The sequence below is a fragment of the Chitinimonas sp. JJ19 genome (assembly GCF_036961565.1).
Taxonomy (GTDB): domain Bacteria; phylum Pseudomonadota; class Gammaproteobacteria; order Burkholderiales; family Chitinimonadaceae; genus Chitinimonas.
Genome location: NZ_JBAMDD010000002.1, coordinates 324,070 through 348,267, shown reverse-complemented (window position 1 = coordinate 348,267; position 24,198 = coordinate 324,070). Strand labels below are relative to the sequence as shown.

Sequence of the window (24,198 nt, the reverse complement as noted above, 5' to 3'; positions counted from 1 at the left end):
ACGGGAACGGCCGCATTGTAGTCGGAATCAGCCTGCCCCGCCGCTTGGGCTGACGGTCGTTTGCCGGATGCCATGTTGGCAGCGGGGGCTAGTTCACATAGAACAGGATGCTGATGTACTGGCAGAGGCTGCCGCCCAGTACGAACAGATGCCAGATGCCGTGATAGTGCGGAACGCGCTCGTCGTTGAGGAAAAAGTAGATACCGGCGCTGTAGATCAGGCCGCCACCAGCCAGCCAGGCCAGGCCGGCAGTGGGCAGGTTGGCGATCAGGGGCTTGATGCCGATGACGATCAGCCAGCCCATGACCACGTAGAGGATCATGGACAGGATGCGGGTGCGGCGCCCCAGTGTCAGCTCCTGTACGATGCCGAATATGGCCAGGCCCCAGCTCAGGCCAAACAGTGTCCAGCCCCAGGGGCCGCGCAGGGTGACCAGGGTAAAGGGGGTGTAGGTGCCAGCAATCAGCAGGTAGATGGCGCAGTGGTCTATCTTCTGCAGCACAGCCTTGGCCTTGGGGCCCTTGATGCTGTGGTAGAGCGTGGAACCCAGATAGAGCACGATCAGCATGCTGCCATAGATGGCGGAGCTGACGATCTTCCAGGCATCGCCCTGCAGCGAGGCCAGCGTGATCAGCACGGCCGCACCGGCAATCGCCAAGGCAGAGCCGGTCAGGTGGGTGATGCTGTTGAAACGTTCGCCGCGATACATCGTTTTGCCTCAGTCGAAGAACACCATGCCGGCATAGGGGTGGGTGCGACAGCTTGCCAGCCTGTTGGCCATGTCGCCATCGTGGATTTCCAGTTTGTGACCGTCGGGGTCGAGAAAGTAGAGCGAATCACCCTCGCTGAGGTTCACCTTCCACTCCACCACGCCGGCTTGGCGCAGGGTCTGGACAGCTTGCGCGTAATCCGCAACGGTGAAGGCGTAATGGGTGTAACTGGCGGTAGTCGGTGCCTGATCCCGCGACAGGCATAGCCACAGCGCGCCAATGCTGAGGTAGGCGCCTTGGTCCCAGCGGGCATGTGGCCTGGCGCCCAGCAGATCGACATAGAAGCGGAAGGCGCGATCCAGGTCGCGCACGGCCAGGGTAAGGTGGTTTAGCTGTGTCAGCATGGCGGGAAAACAAAACAGGCGGGATGGCCCGCCTGTTCGATGTGTGGTCTGTCTACCGGGCTTTATACGCCCAGCGACTTGAACACATTGTCGCGGATGGCATCAACGGCGCCGACGCCGGCCACCTTGACGTACTTGGGTGCCTTGGCATCGCCGGAGCGGGCCAGTTCGCCGTAGTAGCTCACCAGCACCTCGGTTTGCTCGTGGTAGACCGCCAGGCGCTTCTTCACCACTTCTTCCTTGTCGTCGTCGCGTTGCACCAGTGCTTCGCCGGTTTCGTCATCCTGGTCGGCTGCCTTGGGCGGGGCGAACTTGACGTGGTAGACGCGGCCGGAGCCGGGGTGCACGCGGCGGCCGGTAATGCGCTCGAGGATCTCGCTATCGGGCACATCGATCTCGACCACGTAGTCGATATCCACGCCGGCCGCCTTCATGGCATCGGCCTGGGGGATGGTGCGGGGGAAGCCGTCGAACAGAAAGCCGTTGGCGCAATCGGGCTGGGCGATACGTTCCTTCACCAGGCCGATGATGATGTCGTCGCGGACCAGGCCGCCGGCATCCATGATGGCCTTGGCTTCCAGACCCAGCGGGGTGCCGGCCTTGACGGCAGCACGCAGCATGTCGCCGGTCGAAATCTGCGGAATGCCGAATTTTTCCTTGATGAAGTTGGCTTGAGTGCCCTTACCAGCGCCGGGGGCACCTAACAGTATCAGTCGCATCGTGGGGTTCCAGGTTTTGGTTAATTCAGTTTGTTCAGCTCGGCCCAGCGCAGGCGGACGCGTTCCAGATCGGCGGGGGTATCCACACCCGCTTCGGGGGCATGCGCAACCTGGGTAACGCCGATGGAGTGACCGTGCCAGAGCACGCGCAATTGTTCCAGCGCTTCGAACTGCTCCAGGGCGCAGGGTGCAAGCGTGCGATAGCGGCGCAAAAAGCCGGCACGGTAGCCATAGATGCCTATATGCCGAAAGACGGGTAGGTCGGCCGGCAATACGTCGCGCGACTGGGTAAAGGCATCGCGGGCGTAGGGAATCGGTGCCCGGCTAAAGTAGAGGGCACGGCCGCTGTGGTCAAGCACCACCTTGACCACATTGGGGTTGAACATCTCGTCAGCCCCAGCAATGACGTGGCATGCGGTGGTCATCGGCAAGCTGTTGTCGCGCTGCAACATAAGCGCCACCGCGTCGATCAGAGCCGGGTCGATCAGGGGCTCGTCGCCCTGTACGTTGACCACGGCCGCGTCATCGGCCAGGCCCAGGATATCGGCCACCTCGGCCAGCCGCTCGGTGCCGGAGCTGTGCTCCACCCGAGTCATGACCGCCGAATAGCCATGCTCGGCCACCACGGCGCGGATACGCTCGTCATCGGTCGCCACATGCACGCTGTGCGCGCCGCTCTTGAGCGCCTGCTCGACCGTGCGTATCACCATGGGCTTGCCGCCAAGATCGGCCAGCGGCTTCTCGGGGAAGCGGCTGGAGGCCAGCCTCGCCGGAATCAGGGCGATAAAGCTCACTTGCCGACTTCCTCATCGGCGGGCAGCTCACGCGCCTCGCTCTCGAGCATGACTGGAATGCCGTCCTTGACGGCAAAGGCCAGCCTGTCGCCGCGACAGATCAGTTCCTGGCGACCCTTGTCGTAGTAGAGGGGGCCTTTGCACACAGGGCAGACTAGGATTTCAAGCAGTTTGGCGTCCATCTTTACTCTTCAATGCGTTGAGCCGGCTGGCCAGCCAGTCGGCGAGGTCGGGCTCGATAGCGGCTTCGACCGGAACGACCCAAATATTACCACTGTGTGCCAGCCCTTCCTCAGACAAAAGGGCGATTAGCTTGACGGCATCTTTCTCGGTGACCAGCCGGATATCGGCCTGCACCTGGTTGAGATCGGCCACGCTGTAGTGATGGTGGTCGGGAAATGGGTGGGGCTGCACGGTCAGGCCGGCAGCCCTGAGGGTGGTGAAGAAACGCTCGGGATGGCCTATGCCGGCCAGGGCGGCTACCTGCCGGTTAGCAAAATGGCTGAGGGGCTGGCGCTGATCGGGTTGCGCCAATTGCCAGGCCTGGCTGGGCTGCAGTGCCATATCGAAACGCTGGGGGTGCGCCGGCAGGCTGGTTGCACCGCTGCCATTCACCAGCATGGCATGGGCCTGCGCCAGCCGGCTGGCTGGCTCGCGCAGGGGGCCGGCGGGTAGCAGCCAGCCGTTCTGCAGGCCTCGATTGCCATCGACCACCACGATCTCGACATCACGGCCCAGGCGGTAGTGCTGCAGGCCGTCGTCGCACAGCAAGACCGTGGTGGCGGGGTAGGCGGCCAGCAAGGCCTGGGCGGCAGCGATGCGGTCGCGGCCGACGAACACGGGGCAGCCGGTGGTGCGGGCCAGCAGCAGGGGTTCGTCGCCATAGCGGCTGGCCTCGCCGCTGGTGGGTACTTCGGCCACGCCGGTTATCTGGCTGCCATAGCCACGGCTGATGATGCCGGGCTGCCAGCCACGTGCGCGCAGTTGCTGCGCCAGGTAGTGCACCGTGGGCGTCTTGCCGGCGCCACCGGCCGTGATGTTGCCGACCACAACCAGGGGGCAGGGCAGGCTTTGGGTCTGCAGCACCCCCAGGCGATACAGCAGGCGGCGCAGGGCCGCCAGGCCGCCGAACAAGGCCGACACCGGCAGCAGCAATGCAGCAGGGAAGCGGGATTGCCAGTAGCGCGGGGTTTGCATTGCCTGCCTCCAAAAGCACATTCCCGCCGTGGCGGGAATGCAGGGGTGGGTGCCGATGGGCGGGCAGCGCGTCTTCAGACGGCTCCCGCCTGCATCGTGGCCTAGGTGCTGGGTGGCGCCTACTGCGGCGTCTGGGTGGCGAAGGTGAGCTTGCCCAGGCCGGCCATGCGGGCGGCTTCCATGACGTTGACCACAGACTGGTGGCTGGCGTTGCCATCGGCGTTGATGACCACCACGGTATCGTCGCTGCTGGCGTATTTGCGCAGATCGGCAGCCAGCTGTTCTACACCGGTAAAGCTGATGGCTTGCTTGTCTATGGCGTAGCCACCGTTGCTGGAGACCGATATGACAATCTCGGCCGGCTTGCTGTCGGGCTTGTTGGCCTCTGCTGTCGGCAGGTTGATCTTCATCTCGGTGAACTTGGAGAAGGTGGTGGTCGCCATCAGAAAGATGAGTATCACCAACATCACGTCCAGCAAGGGGATGAGGTTGATTTCCGGTTCCTCGCGGAGCCGGCCGCGACGGAAGTTCATGGCTTAGCTCCGCTCGCCGTGGACGACTTCGACCAGCTTGATAGCCTGCTGCTCCATTTCGACAATCAGGCTGTCGACGGTGGCGCGGAAATGGCGGTAGAAGACCAGGGCGATAACGGCAACAAAGATGCCGGCAGCGGTGTTGTAGAGGGCAATCTTGATGCCCTGTGCCATTTCACCGATATTGCCGGCCGCGCCCGATTGCGCGCTGAACATCTCGATCATGCCTATCACCGTGCCCAGCAGGCCTAGCAGCGGGGTGGCGGTGGCAATGGTGCCCAGGGTGGTCAGGAAGCGGTCGAGATCGTGTGCGACAGCGCGGCCGGTTTCCTCGATGGATTCCTTCATGATCTCTCGCGAGCTCTTGACGTTCTTGAGGCCTGCAGCCAGTACGCGGCCCAGGGGCGAGTTTGCTTGCAGGCGCGACAGCATGTCGGAGGTGACACCGCTTTGCTTGAGTTCCTGCACGGTGACGGCCAGGAGGCCGTCGGGCAGGACTTGCGAGCGGCGCAGGGTGACTAGCCGCTCAATGATGATGGCGAGCGCGATGATGGACGCGAGTATGATCGAATAGATCGGCCAACCGGCAGCCTGGATGATGGCGAGCATGGGGTGATGTGTCCTACCGGAATTGGAAAAAACCGCGTAACTTTAGCCCCCCCTTGCCATCGCAGCAAGCATGCCGAGAGCATGAGACCTGCCGAGCGGCTATTCCAGCCTAGCTGCAGGCTATGACGATGGCGTCCTCGATTGCCTGAATAAACGGCTTGGAAGGGCTTGACTTATGGCAAACCCGCACGGCTGCAAGGCCTCTCCGGTTGTGCACACGGGCTGTGGATAAGTTTGTGGGTAAGCTGCGAAAATCCACCCGAAATGCCCATGGCACAAGCGCCATACTAACTTGCTCAAAAAAGTGGCGACGATTTATTCTTGTTTTAAATCAATAATTTAAGTATTTGCTGTAACACTGCTGTCAAAAAGCGCGCGTCGGTGTAGGGGCGGCTTCCCTAGTGTGGATGAAAACGGATTCAAGAGACCAAATGAGCGACATGCTGTCAAGCCCGACCCCGGTTTGGTCGGTTAGTGAACTCAACCGCGCTGTCAAGGGTTTGCTCGAGCGTGAGCTGCCTTTGATGTGGGTCAGCGGCGAGATTTCCAACCTCACCATCGCCGCCAGCGGCCATTGTTATTTCTCGCTGAAGGACAGCGGCGCCCAGGTACGCTGCGTGATGTTCCGCAACCGCGCCATGTTGCTGCCTTTCAAGCCGCGCGAAGGCCTGAAGGTGGAGGCACGGGCGGCGGTGACGCTGTATGAGGCACGGGGTGACTACCAGCTCAATATCGAAGCCATGCGGCCTGCCGGCTTGGGCGCGTTGTACGAGGCTTATGAGAAGCTCAAGCTCAAGCTGGCCGCCGAAGGCTTGTTCGAGCCGGCACGCAAGCGCCCCCTGCCTGCAGCGCCCAAGGCGATAGGTATCGTCACCTCCCTGCAGGCAGCCGCCTTGCGCGATGTCCTGACCACCTTACGGCGGCGCGCGCCGCAACTGCCCGTGGTGCTCTACCCCAGCCCGGTGCAGGGCGAGGGCGCAGCCGACAAGCTGGCGGCCATGATACGGCTGGCCAATACAAGGGCCGAAGTGGATGTGCTGATTGTTTGCCGTGGCGGCGGCAGCATAGAAGACCTGTGGTCATTCAATGAAGAAGTGGTGGCCAGGGCCATTGCGGAGAGTGCCTTGCCGGTGGTCAGCGGGGTAGGGCACGAGACGGATTTCACCATTGCCGATTTTGTCGCCGACCTGCGGGCGCCCACGCCGACCGCCGCCGCTGAGCTGGTATCGCCCGACCGCAGCCTGCAGCTGGCGCAGTTGCAGGCCATGCAGGCAGGGCTGCTGCGCAGCTATCAACGGATACTGGAAAACCGCATGCAGCGCGTGGACTACCTGGCGCGGCGCTTGATACACCCCGGCGAGCGGGTGGCGCGGCAACGCCAGCGGCTGGCACAAAGCAGCCGTAGCCTGGGCCTGAGCATGGCGCGGCTGATGGAAACAGCCCGTTGGCGGCTGGCGCATGGGCAGCAGCGCTATCGCGGCATCAGGCCGGCCCCGGCGCAGCTGGCGCAGGTGCTGGCGGGCTTGAAGTTGCGCCTTGCGCGGGCGCAACTGCGTGAGCAGGAACGCCGTCAGTCACGCCTGGGCAATCTGGCAGGACGCCTGGAGGCGCTGAACCCGCAAGCCGTACTGGCGCGCGGCTATAGCCTGGTGGAAACCAGCACCGGCAGCCTGGTGCGGGATGCCCAGCAACTACGCCACGGCGAGCGCCTGCGTCTTCGCTTTGCAGAGGGCGAGGCTGCGGCGGTGGTGACCGAGGCACCGGTAGAGCAAGGGAGTTTGTTCTGACCCCATCGGCCGCAGATTGTAAAAACAGGGCCTCACCCCTGGTGGAGTGAGGCCCTGCTGCGGGCAGCGCCGTTGCCGTGGCGCTTACTTGAGCGCCGTACAGGCCGGCACGACAGCCTGGTTGCTGCCGGTATCGAGGAAGCCGTCGCTGATCCAGTGGCCGGTATCCAGACGGTTCCACAGCGAGGTGCGGCCCCAGGTGCCGTTCACCCAATCACCATTGGCATGGCAGACGATCTGTACCCGGTCGCCATTGCGCACGGTGCGCACCACGGTGGACTGCAGATTGGGCGCCGTGCGCACGTTGATCAGCAGGTTGGGGTCGCTGGTCTTGACCGTCACCGTCTTGCCCGGCTGTGGCGGGACATCGCCCGAGCCATAGTTGACCAGCGAGCCGCCGGGGTTGACCCGCCGCCCGTTGCGCAGGGCATAACCCTGGTAGGCACTGGCACCTTCAAAGAACTGCCAGCCGCCTATGGTCTTGCCGTTTACCGCCACCGGCTGGCCATTCATGCTGATGGAAAAATGCACGTGCGGGCCGGTGGTGGAGCCGCCGCAAGGCAGGCCATTGCCAATCTGGCCCAGGTAGGCGCCCTTGCGTACCAGGGTGCCGTCGGCCAAGTTGGGCAGATTGACCATATGGTAATAGCGCGAGGTATAGCCGTTATCGTGCACCAGCTGCACGATGGCGCTGCTGTTGCGCACACAGCTCTTGTAGATACGGCCATCGCGGGGGGCCAGTACCTGGCCGTTGCCGCCATTGAAATCGATGGAATCGAAAGGCCGGCTGTTGCCGCTGTTGCCATGCGGGCCGCCACCCATATACCAGGCTACGCCCTCGGCCCAGGGCAAGCCCAGGCCGGTTTCGCCGGCCAGCAAGGTGGTGCTGGCCATGGGCTGGGCGGCTTCCATCTGCTGCTTGAGCATGACGGTGCGCTGCGCACGGAAGGCATCACGCTCGGGCGCGCTCATCACACTGGCCGGCACACTGCCCAGCAGGGTGAAAAACGTGCTGCTGCCCTCCATCCCCACCTGCCACTTGCCACCGCTTTGCCGGGCGATAAAAAGGCGCGAGACCGGGATATCGTCACGCGCCGAGAACAGCACCTGGGTGGCCGAACCCAACACCCAGGCACCGCTACGTTTGTGGATTTCCACAATGGTGTCGCCCGCTGGCGCCGCATCGGCGGCGATGGATTTAACCTTGTCGGCCAGCGCCGTGGTGGCCGCGTGGCGCAGCGCCGCATCGGGGGCGGGGCCGGCATGGGCCGGCAGGCTGAGATAAAGCCCTGCAAGCAGGGCGGCGAGGGGGGTGAAAGCGTGTTTTTGCATCGTCATGTTGCCTCTTGGGTACGTGGGAGAGTGCGTAACCGGGTCTGCAGCTATGGCTGGCAGGCGGTGTGGACGCACACTGTTTCCCGTCGTCGAGATAGCCTGGCTTGGGCGCAGGAATGCAGCGTTCTGCCTGCACGAATGGCCTGGCGGCTTTTTGTTGCCCGCCCACTATGGAGCCGGGGCGGTAAAAAAATCTTGTAAGACAACAACGCCTTAACAGAGATTTTTTACAATTCTCATTAAAAATAGCCGTTTAGCATATGCCAAATGCATGGCAATTTATGCCTTTGACATGTTTGGACGGTTGTGCAGGAGTGGGATTTGCCGCAAAGGCAGGCTGGGTGCGGGGGGAGGATGGTGGCCAGCGCCCAGAGCCTCGCTACCTCCGTGATCAAGCCGGCCTCCTCCTGAGTGTCGATCACCATGCTGACGGGCTTGCAGGCATGTGGCGCGTCTTCGATCTGGCGTTCCTCGCGCAGGCCTTATAGTCTGCCTAGTGGCCATCTGCTGAGCGCATGGCAGCGAATTTCAACAACTGCCGGACTGCTTATTCTTCCAAGGGGAAGGTGGCGGGCAACAGCACGGTTGCCGAGTCTTACTCACGCGTCAGGCGATAGGCACCTCGCGCGAACTTGACTTGGATGCCGTGTCGGCTCAGGGCTTTATGTAAACGGGAAAAATGTAGAAGACGTCTGCCGATTTCGAAGAACGTGACAGCGTCCTCACTTTTAGCGAGGCTTAATCCTTCCGCTGCAGGAAACTTGAAGGGAGTAGCCAGTAAATCCTGAGCAGGCGGGAGGCGCTAGGTGGCGAAACTGCTCAGCCCCTCGCTGAATTCCAGGTATGAGAATTCTGTTTGGTTGAAGCAATGCATTAGGCTTGGGCTGGCGAAGAGATACTCGTCGTCTAGGATCAGCAAGCGGTTGCCATCTAGGTTAAGGTCGTCGATCTGGTCTGCCGAGAAATAATGGCCGATGATCAAACGCTTATGCGTGTGATGTTCGACGTTTGCGCTTCTATGCCAGATCACGGCAGGTTCGAAACGGACAGCGGAGACGCTACTGTGCATCAAGAATTCGGCCAACGCATGCTCGGCCAGGACGTAGCCTGGGCCTGTCACTAGTGGTGCTACTGGCCCTGTTCGAATCAGCTGAAAGCGCCCATCCGATAGCTCGAACAGGCCAACTGATTCGACCGTACAGCGCATGTAGTAGGGACGGGCCATATTATTCGAAGCTTGTATGAGTTTGGCTGGGACTACCTAAAACCCTACAGTAAACTCACGCACATGGAAAAGCTTCAACTGTCACCGACCTACTCATTGCAAGCAGCAGCTTCTGCCGAGGCGCTGGTCGCCTTCAACATTGGTCCGGATGGTGTGGTCTATGCGGTGTACGCCTGCAGGCCCCTTGATGGGCGAACGACGGTGCCTGGCGGGACCAGCTTCGCCAAGACTATTCCGACTTCTACACAGGTTTACCGTGTCATAGGTGTGCTTGGGGAAGACCGGATACTAGATATCCTTATCGCCAATGAGCGGTTCAACATCCACCTCGTACAGCCGCTTGGGCAGGACATTTTGCTGGCATGCGCGCGCTCTTACTATCGAGGACCGGACGACTATGAGTTTAACGGACGTCTATACGGGCGAGATGGTGCGTTGAAGCAGGAAATCCTACTGGGTGACGGCATCGAAGACATGCAGACCACTAAGCATGGCGAGATATGGACGTCGTATTTCGACGAAGGCATTTTCGGCAACTATGGCTGGCACGACCCTATTGGCTCAAGCGGCTTGATCGCATGGGACGCAGTGGGCCAGAAGTGTTACGAGTATGATCCGCCTGCGGGGCTAGACAGCATCTGCGACTGCTATGCCTTGAATGTCGGAAGCGATGACGATGTCTGGTGCTATTACTATACCGATTTTCCCCTGGTGCATTTGCATCAGAAGCGGGTTGCGTCAGCATGGCATATCCCCGTTCGAGGAAGCCGTGCGTTCGCGATAGCTGGGGGGTATGCCTTGTTCGCGGGTAGCTACGATGCACGCGATACGCTGCATCTGTTGCAGCTCCTGCCTGAGGGCAAGGTCAAGCAAATGGGGCAGTTTGTTCCATATGACGAGGCCGGCAATGCACTCGAAATCTCCCATGTGGTCGGGCGAGGAGATTCACTTTGGATGCTCGATACGCAAGGCTTGGGCTATAGGGTCAGGGTGCGTGAACTATTGCAGCTCACTCGCAGGCGTTCATGAGTTTATGCATCATGAAATAACTCACCCGGTATTTCCGTCGGTGAGGGTAGCCCGTGCCGGCTAACAGGCCGTTGAAAAACCCAGCGCCTTGCCTGACGCTCTGATCTATCTTCCTGCGATAGTCTACCTATGAGCGGCATCGACCAGACGACTCGAGAATTGTTTGCCTATCGAACCCTGGAATAGCGGGTGCCCGAGGACCATCCGTTGCGCGCGTTCAAGTTGCTGGTGGATTCGCTCCTGAGATCGATGGACGAGGATTTCGCTGCACTGTATTCGACGACAGGCAGCGCATCGATTCTGGACGTGGAAGTGGAAGTGGCCGAGGTTACCGGCCATGCCGAGCAAGAGGCGGCGTTGCTCATGCTTCAGCGCAATGGAGCTGATAGCGCCAAGCGCTATCAGCGGCTTTTACATCGTCATCTAATCGATCCTGACTACTTCGTCTTGTATGACAGTCTCAGGAATCACTGCCTCAGGCAGCGTGGGGTGGTGGATCTGACTGATGTCGAGTAGGTGAGGTGGCGCTTGGGAGCGAGACCGTATTTCACATGCGCCGGAACTTGCTGGCATCGGACGCGGCTAGAGTGCATTGCGGAGCATGCACTCAAATGACGCCCATGATGGAGCGACGGGAAATGCAGCTGCTGGCTCCATGCCTATAAAAGGCAAACACACAACAGCGCCTGACGGAGAAAAAGCAAACATTTCTCCACCACCACTTGTGGCGAAGCCGAAATAACCCGGAGCGTACAGCGGAACCTCGTATTCAACGTTGTACTTAGTCAGTTCTTCTTGGGGCCAGAACTCGCAAAGGTACGGGTTGGCATCGAGTTCACAGACAAGTGGCTTGCCTGCAGCGTAGTAGGCGAGAAGTTCTTGAGAAGGGATTTCCATTTTTGTATTCTTTGAATCGAGCCGGGGTTCCGAGTAATCTCAAAAGCCCCAAGCTGGGGTCTTTAAGGGTCGCCCATGTGACTGCCTTCTGGAAGTCTTACGACCTGCCGCTCATGGCCGATAGCAGAAGTGCTAGGTATTGGCCGGATTGACCGCTTAGGCCAATAGCCGCCAGCCAAGTGTTTTCCTCTACTTGCTAGCGCAATCAAACTTGGCTCCAAGGATATCCTGGACAGTAATCCGCTTCATAGTGATATCGCCCACTGGCAGCACCTATCGGTAGCCCAACCCTCAACACTCCCCATCCAGCCACCGCCCCAGCCACGCCACCGTGACCGCCGCCGCATCCCAGGTCATGGCGCCAAGTTGCTCGGCGACCTGTGGGGGCTGCAGTAGCTGGAACTGGCTGACCTCGCCGTCGGTGTTGACCGGGGCAAAGTCGTCGGGCAGGGGCAGGTCGTAGCAGTAGAGCAGTTCGTCGTGCACGCCGTCGGGCTCGCGCCGTTGGCTGCGCAGTATGCCTACCGGGCGGGCAAAGCCGGCCAGGCGGGTGGGTACGCCGGCTTCTTCGGCCAGTTCGCGTTGCAGGGTGTCTTCGGGCGATTCGCCGCTGGCGATGCCGCCGGCGGTGAGGTTGTCGAGCTTGCCGGGGTCGACGCTTTTGTGGGTGGCGCGGGTGCCCAGCCACAGGCCGCCGTCCTCGATATAGCCGTTGACATGGATGGCCCGGCTGCACAGACCCAGGGTGCGGAAGGCGCTGCGTTCCAGGTTGAAGCGCACGCGGCCCCAGTCATCCATCCAGTCGTAGCGTTCATCGCGCCAGCCCTTGATCCAGCCTTCATCACGCAACTGCTCGGCCAGCTCCTGCAGGGCGCGGCTGCGCATGAGTGGGCCGCCCAGCCTGGGGTCCAGCGCCAGGCCACGGCCTTCGGACAGGAACAGCTCGCTTTGCAGCAGGCGGTCGGCCAGGGCGGGGCTGACCCAGCCGGCGGCCAGGCCTTCTACCGTCCACGGCAGCAGGCCGGTGGTATCTAGCCGGGGTTGGGTTTGGCGCCAGTAGGCGATGCGGTCCAGCATCTCGTCGGCACTCATGGGGTGGGCTCCATCGGGCTGCGCTGGCGCAAGGGTGAGGCGACATAGCGCTTGAGTATGCGCTGGGGTTCTCCCTCGCTGTTCAGGGCGGCGGTTGCGCGGCTGAGCTGTTGCAAGGTGGTGGCGGGTAGCTTGGGGTTGGCGTAGAGGAACACGTCGGTGGTCAGGAACACAAAGGGTGGCGCCAGCAAGGGTTGCACGGCGGGTTCGGCGTTCAGTGCGGGGCTCAGGCCGCCCAGCTCGCCGCACAGGCCGTCCAGCCTGCCGGCCACCAGCATGCGCATGGCCTGGCGGTAGTCGCTGACTTCATACAGCCTATGGCCTTTGCGTTGCAGCAGGGGGCAGGTGCCGTTGAGCCGGCCTATCAGGTAGGGCTTGAATTCCTCCAACTGGCGTGGCTTGAGCGGCAACTGCGCGCGATAGAGGATGACGCCTTCGAGTTGTGAAATGGTGCCCAGCTTGATCAGCCCCATCTGTTCGTCGAGCTTGAGGCTGCTGATGGCCAAGTCTATCTGCCGCCGTTGCAGCATGGCATAGAGCCTGGCGGTGGGGTAGAGGGTGTTCTGGTAGGGCAGGCCGGCGCGTTCGGCAACCCGGTTGGTGAGCTGGTAAAAGGCGCCATCGGCCTGCTTGTCGGCGCCAAGGTAGCCATAGGGGGTCACATCCAGCGTGCCCAGCCGCAGGCTGGCCGCCTGGGCCAGTGCGGTCACCGTAAACAGCAGGCTGATGAGTAGCAGTCTGAAGCGCATGCGGGATAGCAAAGACCTTGAACGGACTTTTAGTGACGATGCCGCCTTGATGCTGCCCTGACCGTTCGGCTTGGGCACTTTGCGTTTGCAGGCGACGCTTGCTTTATAACGCAGTTATGCCCTGTCCGTGCATAAGAAACCGCTGATTGGCACGCCTGCCACAATCCACCGCAAGGGTGCCGGTGATGCCTACCTAGGTCTTCAGTAGCTCTTCCCGCCCTGCCAGCCAGCGGGCCAGGTGGGCTTCGGCCACGGCGGGGGCGCGCTCCAGCAACTGGCTGGCGACATCGCGTGCCTGCTCCAGCAGATCGGTGTCGCGTTCCAGGTCGGCAAAGCGCAGCATGGGTACGCCGGATTGGCGGCTGCCCAGGAACTCGCCAGGCCCGCGTATGCGCAGGTCTTCGCGGGCGATGACAAAGCCGTCGGTGGTCTCGAAGATGACCTTGAGCCGTTGTTTGGCGACCTCGCCCAGGGGGCCGCTGTAGAGCAGCACGCAGCTGGATTCCAGTGCGCCCCGGCCTACCCGTCCGCGCAGCTGGTGCAACTGGGCCAGGCCCATGCGCTCGGCGTGTTCTATCACCATGAGGGTGGCGTTGGGCACGTCCACGCCGACTTCGATGACCGTGGTGGCGACCAGTACCTGCAGTTCGTTGCGGGCGAAGGCCGCCATGACTTCGGCTTTTTCTGCCGCCTTGAGCCGGCCGTGCACCAGGCCGACGTGGTACTCGGGCAGGGCTTCGGCCAGGGCGATATGGGTGTCGATGGCGGTCTGCAGTTCCAGCGCTTCGGATTCCTCGATCAAGGGGCAGACCCAATAGGCCTGCCGGCCTTCGTGGGCCACCTTGCGGACGAACTCGATCATCTCTTCGCGGCGGGCATCGCTGACCAGCCGGGTCTTGATGGGGGTGCGGCCTGGTGGCAGTTCGTCGACCACGCTGACATCGAGGTCGGCATAGAAGCTCATGGCCAGCGTGCGGGGGATGGGGGTGGCCGACATCATCAGCTGATGGGGCGAGCCGCCCTTGCCGCGCAGGGCCAGCCGCTGGTGTACGCCAAAGCGGTGTTGCTCGTCGACGATGGCCAGGCCCAGTTGGGCGAAGGCGACTGATTCCTGAAACAGCGCATGGGTGCCGATGGCCAGCCTGGCTGCACCACTCTCGACCTGGGCAATGGCGGCGGCCTTGGCGCGCGGCTTGAGAGAGCCGGCCAGCCAGGCTACCTCTATGCCCAGCGGCGCCAGCCAGGCCGACAGCTTTTTGTAGTGCTGCTCGGCCAGGATCTCGGTGGGGGCCATCAGGGCGACCTGGTAGCCGGCTTCGATGGCGTCGAGCGCGGCCAGCGCGGCGACGATGGTCTTGCCGGCGCCGACATCGCCTTGCAGCAGGCGCTGCATGGGGTGGGGCGAGGCCAGGTCGTGGCGTATTTCGGCCAGCACCCTTTGCTGCGCGCCGGTCAGGCCAAAGGGCAGGGTGGCGATCAATTGCTGGGCGAGCGTGCCGGTGGCGCTAAGGATGGGCGCGGTCTGCTCACGGCGGCGCCGGTAGGCCAGCCGCATGGACAGCTGCTGGGCCAGCAGCTCGTCGAACTTGAGCCGCAGCCAGGCGGCGTGGGTGCGTTCGGACAGGGCCCGCTGGGCGATATCCGGCGTGGGGTGGTGCAGCAGCTGCACGGCGGCGGCGAAGGGCATCAGCCCCAGGTCGTCCAGTAGCTTGGCGGGCAGGGTATCGCTCAGTTCGCATTGCTTCAGTGCCTGGGCGATCAGCTTGCGCAGGGCGGGCTGGGCCAGGCCGTTGACCGTGGGGTAAACGGGGGTCAGTGATTCGGCCAAACCGGTCTGCTCGCCCACGCTGCGTATCTTGGGGTGGACCATCTCTTCGCCAAAGAAGCCACGGCGTATCTCGCCCAGCAAGCGGACACGCTTGCCCAGGGCCAGTTGCTGCTGCTGGTTGGGGTAGAAATTGAGCAGCCGGACATACAGCTCGCCAGTGGCATCGGCTACCCTGGCCAGCAGCTGGCGGCGTGGCCGGTAGGTGACTTCGGCATGCACCACCGTGCCCTCCACCAGGGCCGGTGCGCCGACCGGTGCATCGACAATGGGGTAGAGGTGGGTTTCATCCTCGTAGCGCAAGGGCAGGTGCAATACCAGATCAAATGCCCGCTTGATGCCCAGTTTGGCCAGGCGGGCGGCGGCCGCCTTGGGCAGGGTGGAGATATCCAGGCTCATGCAGGCAGTATGCTGATGACCAGGGCGCCGGCAGCATCGCAGCACCACAGTATGTTGAGATCGTACAGGGCCATGCCGTAGCGCCGTGTGGGGTCGTCGGCATAGCCGGGTCGGGGGTCCTGCGCCAGCACTTCGGCAATCAGGCTGCGCAGGCGGGGATGCCGTGCCTGCAGGGCAAGCAGTTGGGCCTCGGCCTCGGCCGAGAAACGCACCGGCAGCGGTTGGCCGCCGTCATCGGCATAGCCGTTGGAGGCATCCGGCAGGGCATCGGCATAAGCCAGGTAAGGCTTGATATCGAGTATGGGGGTGCCATCGAGCAGATCGGCGCCGGCCAGGTACAGGCGCACGCCGTTGTCGGTCTCTATGCGTTCCAGCCTGGCCACGGACAAGCCTATGGGGTTGGGCCGGAAGGTGGAGCGGGTGGCGAACACCCCCACGCGCTGGTTGCCGCCCAGCTTGGGGGGGCGCACGGTGGGGCGCCAACCCTGGTCGGCCGTGGCGTGGAAGACGAATACCAGCCAGACATGGCTGAACTGCGCCAGCTCCCGCACGGCATCGGGGCTGTCGTAGGGCGGCAGCAGGTGCAGGATGGCCTCGGCTGACGGAGTCAGGCCCGGCTGGCGGGGGATGGCGAATTTTTCCTTGTAGCAGCTTTCTATCCGGCCTATGGCCTGCATATTCCATTGGCTCATGGCTGTGCCTCCAGCAGTGCGGCCAGGGCCTGGTGCTGGCTGGCATCGAGTTGTGCCAGCTGTAGTGCCAGTTGCCCCAGGCTGCGATAGGCCTGCGCCACGGCGGGGTCCAGCGCCTGGGTGGCGGCCAGTTGGCGGGCCACGGTCTGGTTGTCGCCCCGTGCGATGGGGCCGGTGAGGGCGGCCTGGGTGCCGAGCCGGTCCAGATTGGCCAGGGTGCCCTGCACCAGCGGGCGCAGGGCGGGCCAGGCCTGTTCGCGGGGTACGCCAGCGGCGGCCATGCAGCGCAAGGCGGCTTCCATCAGGGCGACCAGATCGTTGCAGGCCAGCACGGCACCGGCGTGGTACAGCGTCTTGTGCTGGGCGGCAATGCCAAAGCGGTGGGCGCCGAGTCCATCGAACAGCGGTGCTAGCCGGGCCAGGGCGATGGCGTCGCCTTCGCAGCCGCACCAGGTGCCGGCGAAATCCTGTATGGCCTGCGCGGGCTGGGCAAACGATTTGAGCGGATGCACGCTGGCAACCCACACACCGGCCGAACGCAGGGGCGCCAGCACCTCGCTGCCCAAGGCGCCGCTGGCATGCAGCACCACACTATCGGCCGCCAGTACGCCGACCTGTAGCAACTGCGCGACAATGTCAGGCAGGGCATCATCGGGTGTGGCCAGCAGGGTGAAGTCGGCGGCCGGCAGGTTGGCCAGGGTCATGGCTTGACCCGCGCCGATAAAGGCAATGGCTTCGTCCACCATGGCCGGACGCCGGCCTGCCACGCCTTGCAGCGTGAGGATGCCAGCATCGTGCCATAGCCGTGTCAGGCTACGTCCCAGGCGGCCGGGGCCGATCAGATTGAGGGTTGCAGGCGCCATATGGCTCGGTCTGTGATTGGGTGGCTGAATAAGGCGCCAAGCCAGCACGGTGGCGGGCTGCAGGCGGATACGGCGGGATTATCGCATGCCTGTGCGGCTTGGCTGCGCTCTGCGGCATTGCCTATTCTTTAGACGGATGTGCATTATTTGTTTACGAAAGGCGTCGCCGTAACCCCTTGTAGACGCGTATAATTCCATCGTCATCTTTGGCTGCGCAATCTGGAGTACCCCTCATGAAGCTTACCGCCCTCATCACACTTGGCCTGCTGTTGGCACTGCCGGTCGCGCATGCTGCCAAGGTTTACCAGTGGAAGGACGCAAACGGCAACGTGGTGTTCTCGGATCAGCCGCCACCAGGCCAGAAGACCGAGCAGCGCGAGATCAAGAGCAATGTGATACAGACCAGCGGCGGTAACTTTGCCACCCGCGAGGCCATACGCAAGAATCCGGTGATTCTGTGGAGCAATAGCTGCGGTGATACCTGTGATTCGGCCCGTGCGCTGCTGACCAAGCGCGGCGTGCCTTATTCCATGCGTAACCCGCAAGCCAGTAACGGCGAGATGGAAGAACTCAAGCGCATTGCCGGCGACACCGTGGTGCCGGTATTGCAGGTGGGCGGCAGCACGCTCAAGGGTTTTGAGGAAGGTAGCTGGAGCAGTGCCCTGGATGCGGCAGGCTATGGCAAGACGGCCGACCCTACTCTCAAGGACCAGGCAGCCAAGAAGCCTTGATTGGCGATTACTGCTAACATCGAAACGGCGGCTCAGACCGCCGTTTTTTATTGCCGGATGAAAACCATGCAAATCGCCACCTGGAATGTGAACTCTCTCAAAGTACGCCTGCCGCAGGTGCTGGAATGGTTGGCCGGCCGCCCCGAACTGACGGTTCTGGCACTGCAGGAAACCAAGCTGGAAGACCATGCCTTTCCCAAGGCTGAGATAGAAGCCGCCGGTTTTCATGTGGCCTATGTGGGGCAGAAGACCTACAACGGCGTGGCGCTGATTTCGCGCGCACCCCTGCTGGATGTGCAGTACAACCTGCCCAATTACGAAGACCCGCAAAAGCGGGTGATTGCCGCCACAGTGGATGGTGTGCGCGTCATCGGTGCCTATGTGGTCAATGGCCAGGCGCTGGATTCGGAAAAGTATCCCTATAAGCTGGCCTGGCTTGATGCTCTGATTGCCTGGGTGGGCGAGCAGTTGCAGCAGCATGACAAGCTGGCCCTGGTGGGCGATTTCAATATCGCGCCGGAAGACCGCGATGTGCATGACCCGGCCAAGTGGGCTGGCGACGTGCTGGTCAGCCCGCCCGAGCGCGAGCGCTTCCAGCAACTGCTGGACCTGGGGTTGGTGGATAGCTTCAGGCTGTTTGAACAGGCCGAGAAATCGTTTACCTGGTGGGATTACCGCATGATGGGCTTCCGCCGCAATGCGGGCCTGCGCATTGATCATGTACTGCTGTCGCGGCCACTGGCCGAGCGATGCACGGCCTGCGAGGTGGACAAGGAGCCCCGCCGGGTGGAGCGACCCAGCGACCATGCACCGGTGATTGCGACGCTGGCCGGGTGAGCCTTGCCGCTGTCAGAGGACTACGCGCAGCAGGGCTATGCCATCAGCCAGCCGCTGCTGATGGAGCAGGAGTGCGATGCATTGGCCGCACTGCTATCTGCACAGCATGGCTTGGCCGACGATCAGGCAGGGAGCCGCCAATTGCTGCAGCACGCTTGGTGCCGCACCTTGGTGCAGCGTTTGCAGCAGCATCCGACACTGACCTGCTTGCTGCCGCCGGGCCTGGTGGCCGTGCAGTGCACCCTGTTCGAGAAGTCGCTTGATCGCAACTGGCTGGTGGCACTCCACCAGGATTTGAGCATACCGGTAGTAGCCAGGGTGGAGACGCCTGCGCTGACGAGCTGGTCATGCAAGCAGGGCGGCTGGTATGTGCAGCCACCTTTGTCGGTGTTGCAGGGGCTGCTTGCCGTGCGCCTGCACGTTGATGCTTGCGGCCCCCATGATGGCGCCTTGCGAGTGATGCCGGGTACGCATCGCCTGGGGATATTGGATCATGCTGCCCGCCTGCGCTGCCAGTCGGCACAGGCTGCCGTGCTGTGCCCTGTGGTACGCGGCGCGGCGATGGTCATGCACCCCTTGCTGTTGCATGCTTCTTCCAAAGCCACCGGCAATAGCCGGCGGCGTGTACTGCATTTCCTGTTTGGGCCGGCGCACTTGCCATTAGGCATGGCCTGGCCTGGCCGCTCAACCGATTGAGTCTGCAGCCGTTGCTGCTGGCAAAAAAAACCGGCCATGAGGCCGGTTGTTAGTATCGACGGGCTAGGCATCCCGACGAGGAGTGGGGGGGCGATCAGGCCGGCTGGCGGTTACTGAGGCGCTGTAGCAGCGTGCGCCAGTCGGGCTCGAACAGGGCGATCAGGATGCCGGCGGTCAGTAGTAGGGCGCCGATCCAGTAATAGGCACCCAGTAGTTCGCCAAACATCAGCCAGCCCAGCAGTGGTCCGACGATCAGGCCGCTGAAGCAGCCGGTCTCGGCCAGTGAGGCGTCGGCGGCGCGATAGCCGAGTACAAAGCACTGCATGCAGGCGATGCTGATGCCACCCAGCAGCAACAGGCCCAGCCATTGGGTGGCGAGCAGGGACGGTATGGCAAAGCCGGCGAACAGGCCGAAGGCCAGCAACTGCCCCAGATAAGTCCACCATATGATGGCCAGCATGGACTCGCTATTGGCCCCGCGCTTGAGCAGCACGCCCAGTGCGGCATCGGCCAGGGCGCCTGTCAGCGCGGCCAGTAGTGCCCAGTTCACGGCGCTGATTTCCGGTTGGGCTACCACCCATACACCCACAAAGCCGACGGCCACACCCAGCCAGCGCATGGGGCGGACGGCTTCGTTGAGGAAGATCAGCCCCAGCGGTATCAGCCAGATGGAGGTGGTCAGCGCGTAGACCGTGACCTCGCCCAGGCTGAGATGGGCCAGGGCGTAGAGCGCGCAGGCGGCCGAGAGGCTGGTGAAGACCATGCGGCCCAGGTGCAGCCCGGGTTTGCGGGTGCGGATGGCGGCCGCACGCTGGCGCAGCGCGAAAGGGGCGATCAGCAGCAGGATGCACAGGGCGCGCAGAAACATGACCGTGGCCATGGGCAATTCGCCGCCCAGGTGCTTGAACAGGGCATTGGTGCCGGTGAACAGCGTCATGCCCAGCACGATCCACAGCACGCCACGGGTATTGCCTGAAAGCGATGAGAGGTTTGCATACATGGCATGGCTCCTTGGGTGGGCTGCTGGGCTGGGATGGCGCTGACAGCAAGCAATTTATGGCTTGTGGCAGAGCGGCACAAACGCCTTTTTGGCATGTAAGCTATGCGTTTTGTGCATGGCTGGAGAAGGCTGATGAAACGCTTGCCGCCGTTGGATGCCTTGCATGTGTTCGCCATCGTGGCGCGCGAAGGCAATATGAGCCGGGCTGCCGAAGTCTTGCATGTGACCCAGAGTGCGGTGAGCCGGCAGGTGCGGCAGTTGGAGGACTATCTGGGCGAGGTGCTGTTTGTGCGGCAGGCGCGGGGCATTGCCCTGACGGCCGTGGGGCGCCAGCTGTTGCCGGCCGTGGAGCAGGCCTTTGCAGGTTTGCTGCATGCGGTGGAGGGGCTATGCCAGCGGCCGGCCGATCTCAAGATCAAGCTGCCGCCTACCTTGGCCATACGCTGGTTCTTGCCACGGCTGCCGGCCTTTCAGGGCTTGCACCCCGGTATCGAGGTGCGGATGAGTACGGCCTCGTTCAGCCGTATCCATTTCGAGCGAGAAGATTTTGATGCGGCTATCGTGGCCGGCAATCTGGGGCCGGGCGAGGGCTATAGCGAGGCGCTGTTTGCCGAGACCCTGGTGCCGGTATGTGCGCCAGCCCTGGCCGAGCGATTGCGGCAGCCGGCTGATCTGGCGGGCGAGGCCCTGATACACCTGAGCCCGGACCACGCCGACTGGCGCCGCTGGTTGCGCCAGGTGGGTGTACAGCACCCGGCGCTGGAATCCGGCCCCAGCTTCGAGGTGATAGACATGGCGGTGAACGTGGCCAGCCAGGGCATGGGCGTGGCGCTGGCCGACCCGGTGCTGATCGCTCACGATCTGCGTAGTGGCCGGCTGATTGCGCCTTTTCCGGCGCTGCGGATACAGACCGACTACCACTATTGGTTTGTCTGCCCACGAGGCCGCCAGCACGAACCGGCACTGGCTGCGCTGCATGCCTGGCTCAAGGCCGAGATTGCCGATTCACTTGCTGCGTTAACGCCACAGCCTGCGCCACGCTAAGCAGTTTGATTGAGCATACTGGTCGGTATGGTTATATTGGCGCATTCACCTATCCGGTGACCTACAGGAGGAAATTGCATGAAACGCGTGATTGCCGCAGGCCTTGGCGGCCTGATGCTGGCCCTACCCGGCGCTGCCTTTGCCAATGTCGTGACTGCACCCAAGATACCGGTGCGGGATTTCTTCAAGAATCCGGAAAAGACCAATTTCCAGCTTTCGCCCAACGGCAAGTACATCTCCTTTACCCAGCCGGTCGAGAACCGCCTGAATATCCATGTCATGCCCAGGGGCGGTGACGCCAAGCGGCTGACCACGGTGAAGGACAGGGATATCCGGCAGTATTTCTGGAAGGGTGACGACCATCTGCTGTTCCTCAAGGACAATGGCGGCGACGAGAATTTCCACCTTTATGCGGTGGACCGCGACGGCAAGGCCACGCGCGATCTGACACCGTTCGACAAGGTGCGGGTGGAGTTGATCGATGATCTGGAAGACCATCCCACCGATGTGCTGATTGGCCTGAACAAGCGCAAGGCCGAGGTGTTTGACGCCTACCGGCTGAATGTGAAGACCGGCGAGCTGAAGATGGTGGCGGAGAACCCCGGCAATATCACTGGCTGGATCACCGACCACAAGGGCGCCATACGGGTGGCCCAGAGCACTGATGGGGTGACCTCCTCGCTGCTCTACCGCGCCAATGAGAAGTCGCCGTTCAAGACGGTACTGACCACCAATTTCAAGGATTCGGTGACGGCGCTGTTCTTTACCTTCGACAACAAGCGCCTTTATGCCGCCTCCAACCTGGGCCGCGACAAGGTGGCCATAGTCGAGATGGACCCGGCTACCGGCAAGGAACTGAAGGTGGTCTACCAGCGTGACGATGTGGATGTGGACGGCCTGCGCTACTCCAAGAAGCGCAAGGTGCTGACGGCGGCCACCTATGAGACTGCCAAGATGGAGCGGCACTTCTTTGACGACGCCACTGAAAAGCTGATCAAGGGCTTGCAGGGCAAGTTGCCGGGGTATGAGATCACCCTGCAGGGCAACAAGAACGAAGACGCCTGGATAGTCTCGGCCTGGAACGACCGTACCCGTGGCACCCGCTACTACTACGATGCCAAGGCGGACAAGCTGGAAAAGCTGGCCGAAGTCACCCCGTGGCTGAACGAGCAGCAGATGGCCAGCACCAAGCCCATCAGCTATACCAGCCGCGATGGCCTGACCATACACGGCTACCTGACCCTGCCCCTGGGCAGCGAGGGCAAGAACCTGCCGGTGATCGTGAACCCGCACGGCGGCCCCTGGGCACGCGACAGCTGGGGCTTCAACCCGGAGGTGCAGTTCCTGGCCAATCGTGGCTATGCCGTGCTGCAGATGAATTTCCGTGGTTCTACCGGCTACGGCAAGGCGTTCTGGCAGGCTTCGTTCAAGCAGTGGGGCAAGACCATGCAGGATGACGTCAGTGATGGCGTCAACCACCTGGTGAAGCAAGGTGTGGCGGACAGCAAGCGCGTGTGCATTTATGGAGGCAGCTATGGCGGCTATGCCACCCTGGCCGGCCTGACCTTCTCGCCTGATCTGTATGCCTGTGGCGTGGACTATGTGGGGGTGAGCAATCTGTTTACCTTCATGAAGACCATACCGCCCTACTGGAAGCCTTACCTGGACATGATGTATGAGATGGTGGGCAATCCGGAGAAGGACAAGGCACTGATGGAGTCGGCCTCGCCGGTCTTCCATGTGGACAAGATCAAGGCGCCCCTACTGGTGCTGCAGGGCGCCAAGGACCCGCGCGTGAATGTGGCCGAGTCTGACCAGATCGTGGCGGCGCTGAAAAAGCGTGGCGTGGATGTGGAGTACATCGTCAAGGAGAACGAAGGGCACGGTTTTGCCAACCAGGAGAACCGCTTCGAGGCCTATGAGGCGATGGAGCGTTTCTTTGGCAAGCATCTGGGTAGCTAGGCCAGACCTAGCAGGTAGCCAGGACGGCCGGCGCAAGCCGGCCGTTTTTCATGGGAAGGAAGTACGATGTATTGGCTGGAGAGTGAGCGCCTGTTGCTGCGGCGCTGGCAGATGGCAGACCTTGACGCGTTTTGTCGGCTGACCGGCGATGCCGAGGTCATGCGCTGGGTGGGCGACGGCACGACGCTGGACAGGGCTGGCACAGCTGGCTGGATAGAACGGGCGAACGCCAATGTGGCGCGCTGGGGCTTTGGTACCCATGCGGTGCTGAAACGCGACGATGGCTCGGTGATAGGCTGGGCAGGCCTGATACACAGCGAGCAGGCCAGTGCTGCCGACAGCGCCGAGATCATCTATGCCTTGCGGCCGGATTGCTGGGGGCGGGGCTATGCCACCGAGCTGGCGGCGGCCCTGCTGGCATGGGCCTGGCAGCATAGCGCCTTGGTGCGCATCGTGGCCACCATAGACCCTGCCAACACGGCATCACTGGCGCTGATGACCAAGTTGGGATTCAGCCATGAAGGGGATGGGTTGGATGAGGACGGCTTACCCGAATCCCGTTTCGCCATCCACCGCCCGGCATCACTGGCCGGCTGAGCTGGTGCTGCCCGTGCTGCCTGTCCCCTTGGCGGTATCGAGGGCCGCTTTGAGTTGGGCATATTCATTGCAGCCGGGGCCGCAGAGCTGAAACAGGGTTTGCAGCTCTGCCTCGGCGCGAGCCAGGTCGCCCAGTGCGATATAGGCTTCGCCCAGGTATTCATGGGCGCCACGGTGCTTGGGATCCAGGCTCAGGGCCAATTGGTAGTGGCGCAGCGCCTCGGGCAGCTTGCCCAGCTTGCGATAGGCATAGGCCAGCTGGTTCTGGCCGTTGGCGTCCTTGGGGGCGCGTTCCAGGTATTCCTGCAGCAAGCCCACGGCACGCTCATGCTGGCCCAGCCGGTTGGCCGCCAGGGCGTCACTGTAGTCTGGGTCGGGCTTGGGGTCGTTGTCGTTGGACCAACCTGCGGCCAGGCTGGTGGTGGCAAACAGGGCACAGGCGAGCAGGGCCAGGTGAAAGGTAGGGCGCATG

The 24,198-nt window shown here is 62.5% G+C and carries 27 protein-coding genes; 9 read left to right on the top strand and 18 right to left on the bottom strand.

Annotated features, from left to right (window positions below; translation table 11 throughout):
* Positions 1-88: 88 nt before the first annotated feature.
* From trhA to V7714_RS04040, 8 genes are all read right to left on the bottom strand, one after another.
* Positions 89-709 carry a PAQR family membrane homeostasis protein TrhA gene (gene trhA / locus V7714_RS04075; protein ID WP_335388420.1) on the bottom strand — a complete coding sequence of 207 codons (621 nt, stop codon included), beginning with the start codon at positions 707-709 and terminating at the stop codon, positions 89-91.
* A gap of 9 nt (positions 710-718) precedes the next feature.
* Entirely contained in the window at positions 719-1,114 is a 396-nt protein-coding gene (locus tag V7714_RS04070) for a VOC family protein (protein WP_335388418.1), read from the bottom strand.
* Positions 1,115-1,176: 62 nt separating this feature from the next.
* Positions 1,177-1,833, bottom strand: coding sequence for an adenylate kinase (gene adk / locus V7714_RS04065; RefSeq protein ID WP_284194859.1), 657 nt, complete (start codon positions 1,831-1,833; stop codon positions 1,177-1,179).
* Between the two features lie 20 nt (positions 1,834-1,853).
* Positions 1,854-2,627, bottom strand: coding sequence for a 3-deoxy-manno-octulosonate cytidylyltransferase (gene kdsB, locus V7714_RS04060; protein WP_335388415.1), 774 nt, complete (start codon positions 2,625-2,627; stop codon positions 1,854-1,856).
* Positions 2,624-2,809: a Trm112 family protein gene (locus V7714_RS04055; RefSeq protein ID WP_335388413.1), complete on the bottom strand. Its 186-nt coding sequence runs from the start codon at positions 2,807-2,809 to the stop codon at positions 2,624-2,626. Before V7714_RS04055 ends, kdsB begins: the two co-directional genes overlap by 4 nt.
* Positions 2,790-3,824, bottom strand: coding sequence for a tetraacyldisaccharide 4'-kinase (gene lpxK / locus V7714_RS04050; protein ID WP_335388411.1), 1,035 nt, complete (start codon positions 3,822-3,824; stop codon positions 2,790-2,792). Before lpxK ends, V7714_RS04055 begins: the two co-directional genes overlap by 20 nt.
* Positions 3,825-3,943: 119 nt before the next feature.
* On the bottom strand, positions 3,944-4,357 hold the full coding sequence (locus V7714_RS04045; protein ID WP_284194855.1) for an ExbD/TolR family protein: 414 nt from the start codon (positions 4,355-4,357) through the stop codon (positions 3,944-3,946).
* Positions 4,358-4,360: 3 nt separating this feature from the next.
* Positions 4,361-4,966: a MotA/TolQ/ExbB proton channel family protein gene (locus tag V7714_RS04040; RefSeq protein WP_335388408.1), complete on the bottom strand. Its 606-nt coding sequence runs from the start codon at positions 4,964-4,966 to the stop codon at positions 4,361-4,363.
* A gap of 431 nt (positions 4,967-5,397) precedes the next feature.
* Between V7714_RS04040 and xseA the strand changes: the two genes are divergently transcribed.
* Complete coding sequence (gene xseA / locus V7714_RS04035; RefSeq protein WP_335388405.1) at positions 5,398-6,753, top strand: exodeoxyribonuclease VII large subunit; 1,356 nt, start codon at positions 5,398-5,400, stop codon at positions 6,751-6,753.
* 84 nt (positions 6,754-6,837) lie between these two features.
* On the opposite strand, the gene V7714_RS04030 is transcribed toward xseA, so the two are convergent.
* Complete coding sequence (locus tag V7714_RS04030) at positions 6,838-8,085, bottom strand: peptidoglycan DD-metalloendopeptidase family protein (RefSeq protein ID WP_335388403.1); 1,248 nt, start codon at positions 8,083-8,085, stop codon at positions 6,838-6,840.
* An 805-nt stretch (positions 8,086-8,890) separates the two neighbouring features.
* Positions 8,891-9,313 carry a hypothetical protein gene (locus tag V7714_RS04025; RefSeq protein WP_335388400.1) on the bottom strand — a complete coding sequence of 141 codons (423 nt, stop codon included), beginning with the start codon at positions 9,311-9,313 and terminating at the stop codon, positions 8,891-8,893.
* 63 nt (positions 9,314-9,376) lie between these two features.
* Here V7714_RS04025 and V7714_RS04020 point away from each other — a divergent pair, with 63 nt between their 5' ends.
* A complete protein-coding gene (locus V7714_RS04020) occupies positions 9,377-10,342 on the top strand; it encodes a hypothetical protein (protein ID WP_335388397.1) in 966 nt (321 codons plus the stop codon).
* Positions 10,343-10,549: 207 nt separating this feature from the next.
* Complete coding sequence (locus V7714_RS04015; RefSeq protein ID WP_335388394.1) at positions 10,550-10,858, top strand: hypothetical protein; 309 nt, start codon at positions 10,550-10,552, stop codon at positions 10,856-10,858.
* Positions 10,859-10,924: 66 nt separating this feature from the next.
* On the opposite strand, the gene V7714_RS04010 is transcribed toward V7714_RS04015, so the two are convergent.
* From V7714_RS04010 to V7714_RS03985, 6 genes are all read right to left on the bottom strand, one after another.
* Complete coding sequence (locus V7714_RS04010; protein WP_335388392.1) at positions 10,925-11,239, bottom strand: hypothetical protein; 315 nt, start codon at positions 11,237-11,239, stop codon at positions 10,925-10,927.
* Between the two features lie 291 nt (positions 11,240-11,530).
* A complete protein-coding gene (locus V7714_RS04005) occupies positions 11,531-12,331 on the bottom strand; it encodes an NUDIX hydrolase (protein ID WP_335388390.1) in 801 nt (266 codons plus the stop codon).
* Positions 12,328-13,080 (bottom strand): substrate-binding periplasmic protein, encoded by a 753-nt coding sequence (locus tag V7714_RS04000; RefSeq protein ID WP_335388387.1) that lies wholly within the window; start codon positions 13,078-13,080, stop codon positions 12,328-12,330. Before V7714_RS04000 ends, V7714_RS04005 begins: the two co-directional genes overlap by 4 nt.
* Before the next feature lie 193 nt (positions 13,081-13,273).
* Positions 13,274-15,304, bottom strand: a complete 2,031-nt coding sequence (gene recG / locus V7714_RS03995; RefSeq protein WP_335388386.1) for an ATP-dependent DNA helicase RecG — start codon at positions 15,302-15,304, stop codon at positions 13,274-13,276.
* On the bottom strand, positions 15,301-15,996 hold the full coding sequence (tsaA, locus tag V7714_RS03990) for a tRNA (N6-threonylcarbamoyladenosine(37)-N6)-methyltransferase TrmO (protein WP_335388384.1): 696 nt from the start codon (positions 15,994-15,996) through the stop codon (positions 15,301-15,303). Before tsaA ends, recG begins: the two co-directional genes overlap by 4 nt.
* On the bottom strand, positions 15,993-16,859 hold the full coding sequence (locus V7714_RS03985; protein ID WP_335388382.1) for a Rossmann-like and DUF2520 domain-containing protein: 867 nt from the start codon (positions 16,857-16,859) through the stop codon (positions 15,993-15,995). Before V7714_RS03985 ends, tsaA begins: the two co-directional genes overlap by 4 nt.
* Positions 16,860-17,092: 233 nt before the next feature.
* Here V7714_RS03985 and V7714_RS03980 point away from each other — a divergent pair, with 233 nt between their 5' ends.
* The 3 genes from V7714_RS03980 (at position 17,093) to V7714_RS03970 (ending at position 19,123) form a co-directional block, all read left to right on the top strand.
* A complete protein-coding gene (locus tag V7714_RS03980; RefSeq protein ID WP_335388379.1) occupies positions 17,093-17,590 on the top strand; it encodes a glutaredoxin family protein in 498 nt (165 codons plus the stop codon).
* Between the two features lie 66 nt (positions 17,591-17,656).
* The gene (gene xth, locus V7714_RS03975) at positions 17,657-18,427 is read left to right on the top strand and encodes an exodeoxyribonuclease III (protein WP_335388377.1); all 771 of its coding nucleotides are present in this window, start codon (positions 17,657-17,659) and stop codon (positions 18,425-18,427) included.
* Between the two features lie 3 nt (positions 18,428-18,430).
* The gene (locus V7714_RS03970; protein ID WP_335388374.1) at positions 18,431-19,123 is read left to right on the top strand and encodes a phytanoyl-CoA dioxygenase family protein; all 693 of its coding nucleotides are present in this window, start codon (positions 18,431-18,433) and stop codon (positions 19,121-19,123) included.
* Between the two features lie 94 nt (positions 19,124-19,217).
* On the opposite strand, the gene V7714_RS03965 is transcribed toward V7714_RS03970, so the two are convergent.
* Positions 19,218-20,123, bottom strand: a complete 906-nt coding sequence (locus V7714_RS03965; RefSeq protein ID WP_335388373.1) for a DMT family transporter — start codon at positions 20,121-20,123, stop codon at positions 19,218-19,220.
* 132 nt (positions 20,124-20,255) lie between these two features.
* On the opposite strand from V7714_RS03965, the gene V7714_RS03960 reads away from it, so the two are divergent.
* From V7714_RS03960 to V7714_RS03950, 3 genes are all read left to right on the top strand, one after another.
* Positions 20,256-21,167, top strand: a complete 912-nt coding sequence (locus V7714_RS03960) for a LysR substrate-binding domain-containing protein (protein ID WP_335388371.1) — start codon at positions 20,256-20,258, stop codon at positions 21,165-21,167.
* Between the two features lie 78 nt (positions 21,168-21,245).
* On the top strand, positions 21,246-23,129 hold the full coding sequence (locus tag V7714_RS03955; RefSeq protein WP_335388370.1) for a S9 family peptidase: 1,884 nt from the start codon (positions 21,246-21,248) through the stop codon (positions 23,127-23,129).
* A gap of 66 nt (positions 23,130-23,195) precedes the next feature.
* Complete coding sequence (locus V7714_RS03950) at positions 23,196-23,726, top strand: GNAT family N-acetyltransferase (RefSeq protein ID WP_335388368.1); 531 nt, start codon at positions 23,196-23,198, stop codon at positions 23,724-23,726.
* On the opposite strand, the gene V7714_RS03945 is transcribed toward V7714_RS03950, so the two are convergent.
* The gene (locus V7714_RS03945) at positions 23,712-24,197 is read right to left on the bottom strand and encodes a tetratricopeptide repeat protein (protein WP_335388366.1); all 486 of its coding nucleotides are present in this window, start codon (positions 24,195-24,197) and stop codon (positions 23,712-23,714) included. The two genes, V7714_RS03950 and V7714_RS03945, sit on opposite strands and share 15 nt — an antisense overlap.
* Position 24,198 lies beyond the last annotated feature (1 nt).